This is a genomic window from Martinezella calliandrae (assembly GCF_030272695.1).
In the GTDB taxonomy this organism is placed as follows: Bacteria; Pseudomonadota; Alphaproteobacteria; order Rhizobiales; family Rhizobiaceae; genus Rhizobium; species Rhizobium calliandrae.
Genome location: NZ_JARFYN010000012.1, coordinates 100,856 through 115,230, shown reverse-complemented (window position 1 = coordinate 115,230; position 14,375 = coordinate 100,856). Strand labels below are relative to the sequence as shown.

Here is a 14,375-nt window from a genome sequence, read left to right as displayed (position 1 = left end):
TCTTCTTCTCTTAGGCTTCAAGTACGATGTTGGCAGCGCTTTCTTTCAGCTCGACGCCGAAGGCACGCTGATACTGCTCGGCGACCAGCGGCCGCTCCAGCTCATCGCACTTGTTAAGGAAGGTCACGCGGAAGGCAAAGGCGACATCGCCGAAGATTTCCGCATTCTCGGCCCAGGTGATGACCGTACGCGGGCTCATAACGGTGGAAAGATCGCCGTTCATGAAGGCGGCACGGGTCAGATCGGCAACGCGCACCATCTTGGACACGATGTCGCGGCCTTTCTCCGTGCGGAAGGACTTCACCTTCGCCAGCACGATATCGACTTCGTTGTTGTGCGGCAGATAGTTCAGCGTCGTAACGATGGACCAGCGGTCCATCTGTGCCTGGTTGATCTGCTGCGTACCGTGATAAAGGCCGGTCGTGTCGCCAAGACCGATGGTGTTGGCGGTCGCAAACAGGCGGAAGGCCGGGTGAGGACGGATAACACGGCTCTGGTCGAGCAGCGTCAGGCGGCCCGAAGATTCCAGCACGCGCTGGATAACGAACATAACATCCGGGCGACCGGCATCGTATTCGTCGAAGACGAGCGCGACATTGTGCTGATAAGCCCAGGGCAGGATGCCATCCTTGAATTCGGTAACTTGTAGGCCGTCCTTGACGACGATCGCATCCTTGCCGACGAGATCGATACGGCTGACATGGCTGTCGAGGTTGATGCGCACACACGGCCAGTTGAGGCGAGCTGCAACCTGTTCGATATGTGACGATTTGCCGGTGCCGTGATAGCCGGAGATCATCACGCGGCGGTTATGGGCAAAGCCGGCGAGAATGGCGAGCGTCGTCTCGCGGTCGAAGAGATAGTCGGTGTCAAGGTCGGGCACATAGGCGTCGCCCTTGCTGTATGCCGGAACGCGGATATTGGAATCGATGCCAAAGACTTCGCGGACCGAAACAGTGGTGTCGGGAAGCTCGGAAATATCAAGGTCAATCTTGCTCATCATGTCTCCAGGGCGGGTGACTGTCACCCAGCCATATCAATCTCAGCCATTTGTATCCGTGACGCCGCAGCTTGTTGCCCGCATCCGTCCGGTCGGACATCGGCGATACTTCTCCGGGACTGAAGCGAAACCTCGGCGCGATGAATTGACCGCTGGCGAGCATTCTTGAACTGAGTCCCGGACAAGAAACGCCGCGTCCGGAAAGTAGGCCGAGGTGCAGCCAGCCAAAAGCGCACCTTGCCGCAGTTGCCTGCGGCCTCAGCCGATTTGGACCATACCTGATTGAAGGCGGAGAGCAAGGACAGGAATTAACAAAAACCGTTCTGCTTCAACAATTGATAGGCCTGAATGACCGCGCGAAACCGCTCTTCCGACCCGCGATCGCCCCCGTTGGCGTCCGGATGGTGCTTCTTCACCAATTCCTTGTAACGGCTCTTGATCTCCGGCCCGGTGGCATTTGCACCCAGCCCCATCGTGTCGAAGGCCTTCGCCTCGAGCGTTTTCAGCTTGCGCTCCTGCGGGAAACGCGGTCCGCGTCCCGGGCCCTGCCCTTCCTTGACGAATCCGAAGGGATCGCGCACCCGGGCATAGGAACCGGAGCGGATGTCGGAATGCAGCGGGCTGTTGCGCGCCGCCTTATTGACGCCGACGGTCCAGGTCGGACGATGGCCGGTGATGGCCTCCTTCTGGTAGCGCGCAATCTCGCCGTCCGAGAGGCCGGAGAAATAATTGTAGCCCTTGTTGTATTCCTTGACGTGCTCGAAGCAGAACAAAAAGAACTGCCCTTCCGCATTGCGCCCGACCGGCGCACGATGCGTGCCCTTTTTGTCGCAGCCGTCCCACTGGCACGTCGGCGGGGCCTGTTCGGCTTCCGGCTCGCGTTTGCGGCGGGTTCGAATGCGATCGAAGTATTTTGAATCGAGTCTCATGGCGGCCTAATTATGGGGCCTCAGCTACCCGACAACAAGAATTGACAAATCGGAATGTTGCAGGCTTTGTGGGAACCTTTTTCGCGAACAAAGTGATGGCGGGAAAATGGAAACGACACTTCAATCCCGCATTGAGAAAAAGCTCACCGACGCCTTCGCGCCGGAGCGTCTCATTGTCATCAACGAGAGCCACATGCACGCCGGCCATCAGCCCGGCATGACCGGAACGGGCGAAACTCATGTAAGAGTTCGGATCGTCTCCGCCAAGTTCGCCGGCATGCCGCGACTTGCCCGCCACAAGGCGATAACTGATCTTTTGAAGCCGGAGCTGGATGCCGGGCTGCATGCGCTGGCGCTCGAGCCTGCAGCCCCGGGCGAAACCGTGCTGTGGTAAGTCGTTACTGCCGGTTACCCTCTTCCGTCTCTGCCGGCCTGATCCTGATTTTGGTGATGCGGTTCTTTTCTCGCTTCATGACGATGAAGCGCTTGCCGTAGAAAGTGAAGGCCTGGCGCTCTTCCGGAATGGTCATTGATTCGTGAATGACGAGGCCGGCAATTGTCGTCGCCTCCTTGTCGGGCAGATCCCAGTCCAGAGCGCGGTTCAAGTCGCGAATCGGCACGACGCCGTCGACGACGATCGAACCATCGGCCTCCTGCCGCACGCCCTGAATATCGAGATCGTGCTCGTCGGCAATATCGCCGACGATCTCTTCCAGAATGTCTTCCAGCGTGACGATGCCCTGCACTTCGCCATATTCGTCGACGACGACGGCGAAATGCTGCTTGCGGCGCAGGAAGGCATTGAGCTGATCTTCGAGATTGGTGCTGTCGGGCACAAACCAGGGCTTTTGCGCGATCTTGGAGATGTCGAGATTTTCCGGCTCGACGTTCGGCTCCGCCAGCGCCCTCAGCAGATCCTTGGCATGGACGACGCCGATGATATTGTCGATCGTACCGCGCCAGAGCGGCATGCGCGTATAGGGGCTGTCGAGAATGGCCCGCACGACAACCTCCGGCGGGTCGTCGGCATTGATGGCGCGCATCGCGGTGCGATGGACCATGATGTCGGAAAGCTCCAGCTCGCCAAGATCGAGCACGCCGCCCAGGCGATCGCGGTCGGCCTTGACCACCGAACCTTCGCGATGCAGCAGGTCGACGGCGCCGCGCAGCTCGTCGTGCGCCGACAGCATCGACACTTCCTTGGAGAGATTGATGCCGAAGATGCCGAGGATCCGCCGGACGATGCCGTTGACAAAGCTCGACATCGGCCCGACCACGGCAACGAAGAGGCGCACGGTGCCGGCGACGGTCAGAGCAAAACGATCCGGTGTCGAGATCGCCCAGCTTTTCGGTAGGACTTCCGCGAAGATGACGAGGATGACGGTCATGGCCGCCGTCGCCAAAGCGACGCCGGAACTGCCGAACAGGCCGAGAAACAGGCTAGTCGCAATCGATGACGCTAGGATGTTGGCGAGGTTGTTGCCGATCAGCAGCGCTCCGATCAGCCGGTCGCGGCGCTCGATGAGCTTCCGCACGATCCCCGCCTGCTTGTCGCCATTCGCTTCCAGCGTATGGATGCGGCTGCGCGAGGCGGCCGTCAACGCCGTTTCCGAACCGGAGAAAAACGCCGAAAGCAACACGAGCACGATGATCGAGATGATCTCAGGCCAATATTCCCACAAAACAGCCAGCGTGCCTTGAACCGTCATTACGGATGTTTTTCCCTTAGGAAACTGAGGACTTCGGAAGCAGGAACGTCATCGGCGACGAAGGATTGCCCGATGCCGCGGGTGAGGATGAAGGTGAGCTTGCCGCTCTTGACCTTCTTGTCCTGCGCGATGGCATCCATCAGCACCTCGGCAGGCGGAAGCTCGCCCGGAATGTCGCCCATTCGCGTCGGCAGACCGACCGCCTTCAGATGTGTCTCCACGCGCTTGGCGTCGTCCGGGCTGGCCAGGTTGAGGCGCGAGGAAAATTCATGCGCCAGCACCGTGCCGATGGAAACGCCCTCGCCGTGTACCAACCGCCGGCTGTCATAGGCGGTGGCGGCTTCCAATGCATGGCCAAAGGTATGACCGAGATTGAGCAGCGCCCGCGGGCCGTTTTCCCGTTCGTCGGCGACGACGACGTCGGACTTCGCCTGGCAGCTAGCAGCGATCGCCTCGATGCGCGCAGCGCCACCGGAGAACACCTCTTTCCAGTTGGTCTCCAGCCATGCAAAGAAATCCGGCTTGTCGATCAGCCCATATTTGGCGACCTCGGCGTAGCCGGCGCGGAATTCACGCTCGCTAAGCGTATTCAGCACGTCGGTATCGGCCAGCACGAGGTCGGGCTGATGGAAGACGCCGATCAGGTTCTTGCCGTGGTGGGTATTGATGCCCGTTTTACCGCCGACGGAAGAATCCACCTGCGACAGCAGCGAGGTTGGCACCTGCACGAAACGGACGCCGCGGCGCACGATGCCAGCAGCAAAGCCAGAGAGATCGCCGATCACGCCGCCGCCGAGCGCAATGACGGCATCGTTGCGCTCGATACGGGCCGTGAGCACCGCATCACAGACAGCCATTAAATGCTCGAAGCTCTTGGTTTTCTCGCCCGCCGGCAGCACCAGCTTGGAAGGTTGAATACCGGCCTCTTGAAGGCTCGTAAGCAGCGCATCGAGGTAGAGCGGTGCGACATGTTCGTCCGTTATGACGGAAGCCCTGCGGCCTTTCAGCCTAGCTGCGATTTCCTTGCCGGCGCGCGCGATCAGGCCGGGGCCGATCAGAATATCATAGGCGCGCTCGCCTAGGGGCACGCGGACGAGGCGCTCCGCCGACGCCGGTGTGATCGCATTCATGATATCTTGCTTTCTTCTTTCCCCTCGACGATCGCGGCAAGGACTTCCTTGACCATGACGTCCTTGCCGACATCGCGCGATAAGACCGTGAGATCGGCCTCCGCATAGATCGGGTAGCGCGAGTTCATCAGATTTTCGAGGGTCTGTTTCGGATTCTCGGTTTTAAGCAGCGGCCGGGTGTCGCGCTTGCTGACACGATCCCAAAGCACGTCGAGATCGGCCTTCAGCCAGACCGACAGGCCGCTGCGTTTCACGTGCCGGCGCGTCCGCTCATTGATGAAAGCGCCGCCGCCGGTGGAAACAACGCGGGGGCCGCCCTTGAGCAACCGCTTGATTACCCGCGTTTCCAGCGCCCGAAACTCCGCTTCGCCGTAAGCCTCGAACAACTCGGCGATCGTCATGCGCGACACGCGCTCGATCTCGATATCGGTATCGACGAAAGGAATGCCGAGCTGGTTCGCGACCAGCCGGCCGATCGAGGATTTTCCCGCCCCCATCAACCCGACGAGGACAAGATTACGCGTGCCCAACACGGCGCGCGCTCTGTCTCTGAGGCTTTCTGCAAGGGTCAGCACTTCTTCACTCATCGCCCCATTCACAATTTGTTTGGAAACGGTATCGTCAAATGCACCTGTAGCGTCAAGACGCCGCAACATAAACATGTCTGCAATATCCTTCCGCTAACGGTTGGCGGATAGGATTACAATATGTCGCCGGACCAATGAATGGGACGAGGAGAGTTTCTGAATGCCGACCCTGTTTCGCTTCCTTGTCATCTGTGCGGTGATCGCCGGATCGGTCTATGGAGCAATGTGGGCTCTCGTGCTCTTCGTCGAACCGCAGCCGCGCGACGTAACGATCCGCATACCCTCGGAACGAGTCAACCCGCCGGCGACCGGCTCGGTGAAGCCTTAGGCGCGGAGATCACGGTGAAGGATCTGAGCCGCGCCCATATGGAAGCTTTCCTGGAAATGATGAGTGCCGAACGTGGCGCGGCGGTCAACACGCTGCAGTCCTACGAGCGCGACCTCGACGACCTTCATTCCTTTTTATCCGGGCGCGATGTCCGCCTGACGGAAGCCGGGTCGAACGATCTCGGCGCCTATCTCTCCGGCCTCTCGCGCCAGGGCTTCAAGCCGTCGTCGCAGGCTCGCCGGCTGTCGGCCATGCGCCAATTCTACAAATTCCTCTATGCCGAAGGTCTGCGCACGGATGATCCCACCGGCATTCTCGACGCGCCGAAGAAGAGCCGACCCCTGCCGAAAACCATGGGTGTCGACGAGGTGTCGCGTCTTCTCGCCCAGGCCGAACAGGAAGCGGCGGTCGAAAGTTCCGATCAATTGCAGCACCTGCGCATGCTGGTTCTGCTGGAGCTGCTCTATGCCACCGGCATGCGCGTCAGCGAGCTCGTTTCCCTGCCGGCAAAAGTGCTGGATCAGGAAGGGCGTTTTCTGATGATCCGCGGCAAAGGCAACAAAGAGCGGCTGGTGCCGCTGTCGCAGTCGGCCATCACCGCACTGCGGACATACGGCAGGCGGCAGGCGGAGGTCGCGGCAACCGCCAAGCAACCAGTCCCGGATAGCCCGTGGCTCTTCCCCGCAGCTTCGAAGCAAGGCTATCTGCCGCGGCAGGTCTTTGCACGGGACCTGAAGGATCTCGCCATCCGCGCCGGGCTGACGCCATCGATGATCTCGCCGCATGTCATGCGCCACGCCTTCGCGAGCCACCTGCTTGCCAATGGCGCGGACTTGCGCGTGGTGCAGGAACTGCTTGGCCATTCCGACATTTCGACCACACAAATCTACACGCATGTGTTGGAAGAACGGCTTCACCAACTGGTGCAAACGCATCACCCCCTTGCCAAACAGGCCAAAAAACAGGAATAGGACCGGCACACAGGCTATACGTGCCGTCTCTCGTCACGGGCAAAAGGATCGGAAACGCACCTCATGCACAATTATCTCGACTTCGAAAAACCCATCTCGGATCTCGAAGGCAAGATTCACGAGCTGAAGAAACTGGCAAGCGAAGACGAGAGCATCGACACGTCCGATGAAGTCGGCCGGCTCGAAATCCGCGTCCGCGAGGCGATGGCCGATATCTATTCCAAACTCAATGCCTGGCAGAAGACGCAGGTTGCGCGCCATCCGCAACGCCCGCATTTCGTCGATTATGCCGGCGCGCTGTTTACGGAATTCACGCCGCTCGCCGGCGACCGCAAATTTTCCGAGGATGCCGCCATCCAGGCCGGCTTCGCCCGCTTCCGCGGCCAGCCCATCGCCGTCATCGGCCAGGAAAAGGGCAACGATACCAAGACGCGCCTGAAGCACAATTTCGGCAGCGCCAGGCCCGAGGGTTACCGCAAGGCGATCCGTATGCTGGAAATGGCCGACCGCTTCGAACTGCCCGTCATCACGCTGGTTGACACAGCAGGCGCTTACCCCGGCGTCGGCGCCGAAGAGCGCGGCCAGGCGGAAGCGATTGCCCGTTCGACGGAAATGTGCCTGGGCGTCAAGGTGCCGATCATTTCCGTCGTCATCGGCGAAGGCGGCTCGGGCGGCGCGATCGCGATCGCCACCGGTAATCGCGTCTATATGCTCGAACATTCGATCTACAGCGTGATTTCACCTGAAGGTGCGGCCTCGATCCTCTGGCGCGATTCCACCCGCGCAAAGGAAGCTGCCACCAACATGAAAATCACTGCCGACGACCTGAAGGGGCTCGGCATCATCGACGGCATCATCCCTGAACCGCTCGGCGGTGCCCATCGCGATCCGCAGACAGTGATTGCGGCAACCGGCGACGTCATTTCCAACGCGCTCGGCGAACTCTCCAGCCGTTCGGGCGAACAATTGCGTAGCGACCGCCGTCAGAAATTCCTCAACATGGGTCGCAATCTCTAACTTAAGTTCGAGAATCGTGACCACGTAAACGAGAATGAGGCCAAATCTTGGCCACATTCTTGTTATCGAAACAGTTATGGCAAAGAAAAGCTTGCGGGTGCGCCGCGGGCGCGTCATAGGCCGGTAAGGAATTTTCAAGTATAAGCCGTCTATGATTCTGTTTCATGTTTCGATTGGGGCGGCGAAACAGATCGTGCGGCCGCTCTTCGCATCTATGGGCTAAGTCAGAATGCGCATCCGTCACCTCGCCTACATATCCCTGATGGCGCTAGCTCTCGCTGGCTGCAACGATACGCTGGAATCGGCGTCGATCGATCTGTCGACGGTGAAAAACAAGGTTGAACAGCCGCTTCCCGCCCATATCGTCGCCGAAATGGCGAAAAAGGGCATGGAGCGCAATTCGCCGATCATGATCCGCATCTTCAAGGAAGAAGGCGTGATGGAGATCCTCAAGGCAAATCAGAACAATCGCTTCGAGGTGATCGCCAGCTACAATATCTGCGCCTGGTCCGGCCGTCTCGGCCCGAAGGTGAAGGAAGGCGACCGTCAAGCGCCGGAAGGCTTTTATATGCTGACGCCGGCCAACCTCAATCCGAACTCCAAATATTACCTCGCCATCAACACCGGATTTCCGAATCGCTATGACGCGGCCAATGGCCGCACAGGTGCCAATCTGATGATCCATGGCGCCTGCTCGTCGTCGGGCTGCTATTCGATGACCGACCAAGAGGTGCTGGAAATCTATGCTTTCGCGCGCGACGCCTTTAAGGGTGGACAGAAGGCAGTCCAGCTCGAGGCATTCCCTTTCCGCATGACGGCGGAAAACATGGTCAAACATCGCCTCAGCCCCAACATCGAATTCTGGAAGATGCTGAAGGTCGGCTATGACAATTTCGAAGTGACGAAACGTCCGCCGGAAGTCGAGGTCTGCGAGAAGAAATACGTCTTCAACCAGGAGTCCAACGCCCCCTTCAACGCCGCCGGCAAATGCCCGGTCATGACCACGCCGCCCGCCCTGCAGGCGGCGCTCGCGACTTACGACAAGCAGTATCAGGCGGATTATGCGGCGGCCGCGAAGAAGTTTGACGGCATGGCTTGGTACGATCCGACCGAAGCCGAGCGCAAGGCCATCGTCTCCAAGCAACGCAAGGGCCACGATATCGCCTACGCTCCGACCGGTACTGCGCTTGCCGCGGGCAAGATGATGAAGGTGGCCGATCTGGAGTCGATGATGGCGAACCAGGCGGGACAGCAGGTTGTCCGCGGTGGTACCGTCGCCAATCCGACTACGGCAGGCGTCCGCCTGGCAACGGCCGCTCCGGGCCTCGCCGGACAACAGGGGACTCGAACCGCCGGCATCGCCGTAGCGGCCAACATTCCCGCAAATGTGCCGATCCCGATGGCGAATCCCATGGTCGATCCGCTCGCCTATACAGCCCCGTCTGTGGAAACCGCGCAGACAGAGCCGGCCAAGAAACCGCCTTTCTGGAAGTTCTGGGCCAAGAGTGAATAGCCGCGACAACAGGATTTATGATCTGCGCGGATTGAAATGCCCCCTCCCCGTGCTGAAGACGGAAAAGCGCCTGCGCGGCATGCCGTCGGGGGCGTTACTAACCGTCGATACCAGCGATCCGCTGGCAATCATCGACATTCCGCATTTCTGCACCGAAAATGGCCACACCCTTGTCGCACGCGAGAAGACGGAAAGCGGTCATCGCTTTGCGATCCGCAAGGGATAGCCGGTAACAGCCGAAGGGCCATCGTCGTGGTTCGAGGGTCGCTTCGCTCCTGCCTCACCATCAGGATGGAGTGAGTTCGGCCATACTTTGACGCCGCCCCTGATTTACGACCAACTGGGTCCACAACCATCCGTTCCCTAGAACCTCATGCCCGGCACGGCAAGCGGATTGTCCTCAAGTGCTGCGCGATCCGGCGTATCGATGCGCGGCTTGCTGAGGAAGGCGTCGAATAGGCCCTTCACGAAATCTTCGGGCAGGTCCTTGGTGATGATCACCATACGTGTGCGCCGGTCATCAGGATTGGGCCAGGCGGGCAGGCGCATAGGCGGATGGAATATATTCTGCACGCCATGCAGCACGACCGGACGCTCTGGTCTGTCGGACATTGCGACGATCGCCTTCATTCGCAGGAGCTTCTCGCCATGTGCGGAACGCAGGAGGTCGATGAACATTTCCAGCGCGATCGGATCGATTGGCTGATTTTCGACGATCGAGAAGGAGCGGATCGACTCGTTGTGACGGGTCACGTCATGGGCGTGCTGATGCCGATGGCCATAATGATCGTGGCCGCGGCGGTGATGGCCATGCCCGTCATCGTGATGCCCATGGTCGTGATGATTGTGCCCATGGTCGTCATGATGATGATCTTGATCATCCGTTTCCAGCTCGTCCCGCAGCCAGCGGCCGACATCGGCGATCTTGGAGGCCGCATCGTAGAGGCCGTTGACGAGAATAGCGGCGCGGCCGGCTTCCTCGCTGTCGCCATTCAGCATCTGCGCCCGCGGATTGAGTGACCTCAGCCGGCTTTCCAGCACATCGACGGAAACCGTACCTCCCAGGCCTGTCTTGGAGACAATCAACCGGTCGGCGACCGCCACCTGCTTACGGGCCTCTTCATGGTTATCGAGCGTCTGCAAGCCGTTCACCGCATCGACAACGGTGATGACGCCGTCGAGGTCGAAATTGGTGGCAATAATCGGATTACCCATGATCGATTGCATCACCGGCGCCGGGTCGGCAAGGCCAGTGGTCTCGATCACGACACGCTTCAGCGGCCGTATACGGCCGGTCTGCATGGCGTCCATGAGGTTCGCCAGTGTATCCACCAGCTCGCCGCGCACCGTGCAGCAGAGGCAGCCATCGGAGAGTTCGATGATGGAGTCGCCGGAGCTTTCGACCAGCAGGTGGTCGATGCCGACATCGCCGAACTCGTTGATGATGACGGCCGCATCCCGCATCTCCGCATCCTTGAGGATGCGGTTCAGCAATGTCGATTTGCCGGCTCCGAGAAAGCCTGTCAGGATCGAAACCGGCACTCTCTGCTGCGGAAGGCTCATGGCTCAGGTCCGATCAGAAAGTGGGACGCGGCATGGGGATGGGTATGCCGGTGACATCGCGCGTGGCAACAATTTTATTGCCCTTCACAGCCTTGTCGCCTTTGGCGGTCGTGTCTTCCTGATCGCCCTTGCTTGCAGTCGCGACGTCCTGGCCGCCAATGAGGCCCGCATAGACGAAATTCGGATCGTGATCCATTTCATGGATGTAGGGCGACTCCACTTTCGTACGCCCCGTCGGGTCGCGCGTCTCGCTGCGGGCCTTTGCGCCCTTGGCGCTGCAGATATCGGCAGTGACGTCGGCGACCTCGTCCTGGTCCTGCCCATAGGGTTGCAGGCTTGCCAGCGTGTCCCGTCCGGTAAACTGGTTCTCAAAACCCTTTTCGAGGAAATTGGCGGAATCGTCGGCGCGTGCCGCAAGGCTGTCCGTGCCGAGAACAACGGAGATCAGCGTGCGGCCGTTGCGGGTGGCCGAGGCGATCTGATTGAAGCCGGAAGCGCAGATGAACCCGGTCTTCATGCCATCGGCGCCGTCGAAACGGCCAATAAGCATGTTGATGTTCGGCACCTGCTTTACGCCGTTGGTAAAGCCTTCAAGAGAGAAATAGCTCGCATATTGCGGGAACTCGCGGCGCAGCGCGACGCTGACAACCGCGAGATCTCGCGCGGTGGTGTACTGACCCTTGCCCGGCAAGCCATTGGGATTGATATAGCGCGTGTCGCGCATGCCGAGGCGCGCGGCTTCCGCGTTCATGCGCGCAACGAAGCCCTGCTCGGAACCGCCGACCGTCTCGGCGATCGCCATCGCGAGGTCATTGGCGGATTTGACCAGCATCATCTTCAAGGCGTTGTCGAGCGTCATCTTCTGGCCCGGCTTGAAATACATCTTCGCCGGCGGCTGCGACGAAGAAAGCTTGGACATGACGACGGGCGTATCAAGCGTGATCTGGCCGGACTGGATAGCGCGGAAGGTAACATAGACCGTCATCAGCTTCGTCAGCGAAGCCGGATACCACTTGCGGAAGGCTTCTTCATGGTCGAGCACGCGGCCGGTGCTGACATCGACGAGGATATGCGGATTGGCTTCCGCCACATGCGCGGTCGACAGGAAAAGCATAGATGCTGCTGCGGCCATGGGAACAAGCCGCATGGCGGCATACAAACGATTTTGCTTCGTCGGCACGGTCTATCCTTCAGAAATCCGGAATTTTCTCGAAAGCTCCCCCTATTTAACCTATATGGCTAGGAGAAGGCAAAGGCGATTGACGAGTTTATTACCTATGCATCACAGCCTTGTGATCACGCGCATGGCAACGAAAAGTGCGATGTGATGTCCGAGGTTGGTGCCGCACCAAATTGCTAGACCCGAATCCGATATTGAGCAGCAGGAAAAATCAGCATGCCGATTTTGAACAGAGCCGCCGAACTCCAGGACGAAGTGACGGAATGGCGTCGTTATATCCACACAAGGCCTGAGCTGTTGTATGCGGTGGAAAATACCGCCGCCTTCGTCGCCGAGAAGCTCAGGGCTTTCGGTGTCGACGAGGTCGTCACCGGCATTGGCCGCACCGGCGTCGTCGGCCTTATCCGCGGCAAGGGTGAAGGCCGCACGGTCGGCCTGCGCGCCGACATGGATGCTCTGCCGCTCACTGAAATCACCGGCAAGCCTTGGGCTTCCACCACGCCCGGCAAGATGCACGCTTGCGGCCATGACGGCCACACCGCCATGTTGCTCGGGGCCGCCAAATATCTGGCCGAGACCCGCAACTTCAACGGCAACATCGCTGTCATCTTCCAACCGGCTGAAGAGGGCGGCGCCGGTGGCGATGCAATGGTCAAGGACGGCATGATGGAACGCTTCCAGATCGCCGAGGTCTACGGCATGCACAATCTGCCGGGCCTGCCGGTCGGCCACTTCGCCATCCGCAAGGGCGCGATTATGGCGGCGACCGACGAATTCACCATCACCATCAAGGGCCGCGGCGGCCACGCCGCCATGCCGCACAAGACCATCGATCCCATCGCCATCGGTGCGCAGATCATCACCAATCTGCAGCTCATCGCCTCGCGCAGCACCAACCCGCTGAAGTCGGTGGTCGTCTCGGTGACCAAGTTCAATGCCGGCAACGCCTATAATGTCATTCCGAACGACGCCAGCTTCGCGGGCACCGTGCGCACGCTCGACCCGGAGATCCGCGATCTCGCCGAGCAGCGCTTCAGGCAGATTGTCAGTGGCATCGCCGCAAGCCACGACGCTGAAGCAGACATCCAGTTCCACCGCAACTATCCGGTAACCGTCAACCATGCCAAGGAGACCGAGCACGCAATTGCGGCCGCGCGCGATATCGCCGGCCCGGCCAACGTCATCCCCGAAGTCGATCCCATGATGGGCGGTGAGGATTTCTCCTATATGCTAAACGCCCGCCCCGGCGCCTTCATCTTCGTCGGCAACGGCGAGACAGCCGGTCTGCACAACCCGGCCTACGACTTCAACGACGAAGCGATCGCCCACGGCATCTCCTACTGGGTGCGGCTCGCCGAGCAGCGCCTGGACGCCTGACGTATTCACTCTCTTTCCGTGCGCCGGATCATGGCTCACGGAATACGCGCTGTTGCGCGCATGCTCTGGTGAGTTGTTGAAGACGAATTCCGCAAAAGAGCGGTTGCTCGGCCTGCGAGCCTACGCTATTGGAGGGGTGTTGTGTCCACGTAGCTCAGCAGGATAGAGCACAGGATTCCTGAATGAATTGGGGGTTGTAGCTGGAAACGCTGCAATCGATCTGCTCAAAGTCGGGGAACGCTTCGCTGGTCTTCCAGCATGCCAATCCCGAGCCAAGCTCCGGAGAAATCCGGTGAAGGTGTAGAGACTGGATGGGCAGCACCTAAGGGCTTCGGCCTATGGTGAAGGGACAGTCCAGACCACGAACGCCCTCCGGGCGGCGGCAAAAGTCGAAGTGGTATGAATCCTGGGGTCGGAGGTTCGAATCCTCTCGTGGACACCATTCGCCTCTCTGTCCATACCGGACACATGGGTTAGAACAGTTCGCTTGCAATCTTACTGAAGCAAGCGATGACGACCAAATGTCAGGCCGACATCCGGATCATCGCCGCGATGCATCGGACAGCGAGACGGTGCCTCATCCCGAGGAACGGCTCTCTGGCGAAAGCGAACGGTTAGGAAGCGGGAATTGGGATGATGACGTGCCGTTTGGGGAGCACGTGGGTTTCCTCTAGGACACCAGAGGCCGGCAGCGGCTAAGAAGGGCCGCCGCAGGCATCAAGTCGGCGAACTGCGTTTTCAGAGCTTTCCAAAGATGATCATCAGCCAAATGGCCTTGCAGACGATATGTAGGACCTGATCCAAGGCTAGCCTCGTTATGCCCCTCACCTTGAGCTCGTCGATGACGGTATGGGCCAGCCATTCCGCCAGGCCGAGCCAGACGCTACCCGTTACCAGCCCAACGGCGGCCCCATGAATGCCGGCATGGGCGACAAGATGGTAGAACCGCAGCGGTCCCTTGACCTTTGCTGTAGCAAGGAATTCACCTTGCAACGGGTAGTCGCATACCCAATGCGCGCCAAGCAACATTAGCGCCATCATCAAAATCGGTTCCATATAGAGCCTATCCTA

The 14,375-nt window shown here is 59.7% G+C and carries 15 protein-coding genes; 7 read left to right on the top strand and 8 right to left on the bottom strand.

Features of this window, described 5'->3' with window-relative positions:
• Positions 1 to 10 precede the first annotated feature (10 nt).
• Together cobS and PY650_RS11955 are read right to left on the bottom strand one after the other, a co-directional pair.
• A complete protein-coding gene (cobS, locus tag PY650_RS11960; RefSeq protein WP_285879462.1) occupies positions 11 to 1,000 on the bottom strand; it encodes a cobaltochelatase subunit CobS in 990 nt (329 codons plus the stop codon).
• A gap of 308 nt (positions 1,001 to 1,308) precedes the next feature.
• Positions 1,309 to 1,929, bottom strand: coding sequence for a J domain-containing protein (locus tag PY650_RS11955; protein WP_285872633.1), 621 nt, complete (start codon positions 1,927 to 1,929; stop codon positions 1,309 to 1,311).
• A gap of 106 nt (positions 1,930 to 2,035) precedes the next feature.
• On the opposite strand from PY650_RS11955, the gene PY650_RS11950 reads away from it, so the two are divergent.
• Positions 2,036 to 2,323, top strand: coding sequence for a BolA family protein (locus PY650_RS11950; RefSeq protein WP_285879461.1), 288 nt, complete (start codon positions 2,036 to 2,038; stop codon positions 2,321 to 2,323).
• Positions 2,324 to 2,327: 4 nt separating this feature from the next.
• Here PY650_RS11950 and PY650_RS11945 read toward each other — a convergent pair whose 3' ends face one another.
• The 3 genes from PY650_RS11945 to PY650_RS11935 are packed head-to-tail and all read right to left on the bottom strand — an operon-like array spanning position 2,328 to position 5,355.
• Positions 2,328 to 3,638 (bottom strand): HlyC/CorC family transporter, encoded by a 1,311-nt coding sequence (locus tag PY650_RS11945; protein ID WP_285879459.1) that lies wholly within the window; start codon positions 3,636 to 3,638, stop codon positions 2,328 to 2,330.
• Positions 3,638 to 4,768 carry a 3-dehydroquinate synthase gene (aroB, locus tag PY650_RS11940; protein ID WP_285879458.1) on the bottom strand — a complete coding sequence of 377 codons (1,131 nt, stop codon included), beginning with the start codon at positions 4,766 to 4,768 and terminating at the stop codon, positions 3,638 to 3,640. The genes PY650_RS11945 and aroB overlap by 1 nt, the downstream gene beginning before the upstream one ends.
• The gene (locus PY650_RS11935) at positions 4,765 to 5,355 is read right to left on the bottom strand and encodes a shikimate kinase (protein ID WP_285879457.1); all 591 of its coding nucleotides are present in this window, start codon (positions 5,353 to 5,355) and stop codon (positions 4,765 to 4,767) included. Before PY650_RS11935 ends, aroB begins: the two co-directional genes overlap by 4 nt.
• Before the next feature lie 160 nt (positions 5,356 to 5,515).
• Here PY650_RS11935 and PY650_RS11930 point away from each other — a divergent pair, with 160 nt between their 5' ends.
• From PY650_RS11930 to PY650_RS11910, 5 genes are all read left to right on the top strand, one after another.
• On the top strand, positions 5,516 to 5,683 hold the full coding sequence (locus tag PY650_RS11930; RefSeq protein ID WP_285872627.1) for a hypothetical protein: 168 nt from the start codon (positions 5,516 to 5,518) through the stop codon (positions 5,681 to 5,683).
• 14 nt (positions 5,684 to 5,697) lie between these two features.
• Positions 5,698 to 6,654 (top strand): site-specific tyrosine recombinase XerD, encoded by a 957-nt coding sequence (gene xerD / locus PY650_RS11925; protein WP_285879456.1) that lies wholly within the window; start codon positions 5,698 to 5,700, stop codon positions 6,652 to 6,654.
• Positions 6,655 to 6,717: 63 nt separating this feature from the next.
• Complete coding sequence (locus tag PY650_RS11920) at positions 6,718 to 7,671, top strand: acetyl-CoA carboxylase carboxyltransferase subunit alpha (RefSeq protein ID WP_285872625.1); 954 nt, start codon at positions 6,718 to 6,720, stop codon at positions 7,669 to 7,671.
• 229 nt (positions 7,672 to 7,900) lie between these two features.
• Positions 7,901 to 9,184 (top strand): L,D-transpeptidase family protein, encoded by a 1,284-nt coding sequence (locus PY650_RS11915; protein ID WP_285879455.1) that lies wholly within the window; start codon positions 7,901 to 7,903, stop codon positions 9,182 to 9,184.
• Positions 9,177 to 9,410 carry a sulfurtransferase TusA family protein gene (locus PY650_RS11910; RefSeq protein ID WP_285879453.1) on the top strand — a complete coding sequence of 78 codons (234 nt, stop codon included), beginning with the start codon at positions 9,177 to 9,179 and terminating at the stop codon, positions 9,408 to 9,410. Before PY650_RS11915 ends, PY650_RS11910 begins: the two co-directional genes overlap by 8 nt.
• Before the next feature lie 137 nt (positions 9,411 to 9,547).
• Here PY650_RS11910 and PY650_RS11905 read toward each other — a convergent pair whose 3' ends face one another.
• Both PY650_RS11905 and PY650_RS11900 read right to left on the bottom strand, forming a co-directional pair.
• Positions 9,548 to 10,747: a CobW family GTP-binding protein gene (locus PY650_RS11905; protein ID WP_285879452.1), complete on the bottom strand. Its 1,200-nt coding sequence runs from the start codon at positions 10,745 to 10,747 to the stop codon at positions 9,548 to 9,550.
• 13 nt (positions 10,748 to 10,760) lie between these two features.
• Positions 10,761 to 11,927: a D-alanyl-D-alanine carboxypeptidase family protein gene (locus tag PY650_RS11900; protein ID WP_432761520.1), complete on the bottom strand. Its 1,167-nt coding sequence runs from the start codon at positions 11,925 to 11,927 to the stop codon at positions 10,761 to 10,763.
• A 216-nt stretch (positions 11,928 to 12,143) separates the two neighbouring features.
• Here PY650_RS11900 and PY650_RS11895 point away from each other — a divergent pair, with 216 nt between their 5' ends.
• On the top strand, positions 12,144 to 13,304 hold the full coding sequence (locus PY650_RS11895) for a M20 aminoacylase family protein (protein ID WP_285879451.1): 1,161 nt from the start codon (positions 12,144 to 12,146) through the stop codon (positions 13,302 to 13,304).
• A gap of 738 nt (positions 13,305 to 14,042) precedes the next feature.
• Here the strand turns inward: PY650_RS11895 and PY650_RS11890 are convergent.
• A complete protein-coding gene (locus PY650_RS11890) occupies positions 14,043 to 14,360 on the bottom strand; it encodes a DUF3307 domain-containing protein (protein WP_285879450.1) in 318 nt (105 codons plus the stop codon).
• Between the last annotated feature and the right edge of the window lie 15 nt (positions 14,361 to 14,375).

Bases quoted from the DNA above. Each gene is read 5' to 3' on its own strand.
- PY650_RS11955 (WP_285872633.1), bottom strand. From the start codon at position 1,929: ATGAGACTCGATTCAAAATACTTCGATCGCATTCGAACCCGCCGCAAA.
- PY650_RS11930 (WP_285872627.1), top strand. From the start codon at position 5,516: ATGCCGACCCTGTTTCGCTTCCTTGTCATCTGTGCGGTGATCGCCGGA.
- PY650_RS11915 (WP_285879455.1), top strand. From the start codon at position 7,901: ATGCGCATCCGTCACCTCGCCTACATATCCCTGATGGCGCTAGCTCTC.
- PY650_RS11950 (WP_285879461.1), top strand. From the start codon at position 2,036: ATGGAAACGACACTTCAATCCCGCATTGAGAAAAAGCTCACCGACGCC.
- aroB (WP_285879458.1), bottom strand. From the start codon at position 4,768: ATGAATGCGATCACACCGGCGTCGGCGGAGCGCCTCGTCCGCGTGCCC.
- cobS (WP_285879462.1), bottom strand. From the start codon at position 1,000: ATGAGCAAGATTGACCTTGATATTTCCGAGCTTCCCGACACCACTGTT.
- PY650_RS11895 (WP_285879451.1), top strand. From the start codon at position 12,144: ATGCCGATTTTGAACAGAGCCGCCGAACTCCAGGACGAAGTGACGGAA.
- PY650_RS11905 (WP_285879452.1), bottom strand. From the start codon at position 10,747: ATGAGCCTTCCGCAGCAGAGAGTGCCGGTTTCGATCCTGACAGGCTTT.
- PY650_RS11945 (WP_285879459.1), bottom strand. From the start codon at position 3,638: ATGACGGTTCAAGGCACGCTGGCTGTTTTGTGGGAATATTGGCCTGAG.
- PY650_RS11890 (WP_285879450.1), bottom strand. From the start codon at position 14,360: ATGGAACCGATTTTGATGATGGCGCTAATGTTGCTTGGCGCGCATTGG.
- PY650_RS11935 (WP_285879457.1), bottom strand. From the start codon at position 5,355: ATGAGTGAAGAAGTGCTGACCCTTGCAGAAAGCCTCAGAGACAGAGCG.
- PY650_RS11920 (WP_285872625.1), top strand. From the start codon at position 6,718: ATGCACAATTATCTCGACTTCGAAAAACCCATCTCGGATCTCGAAGGC.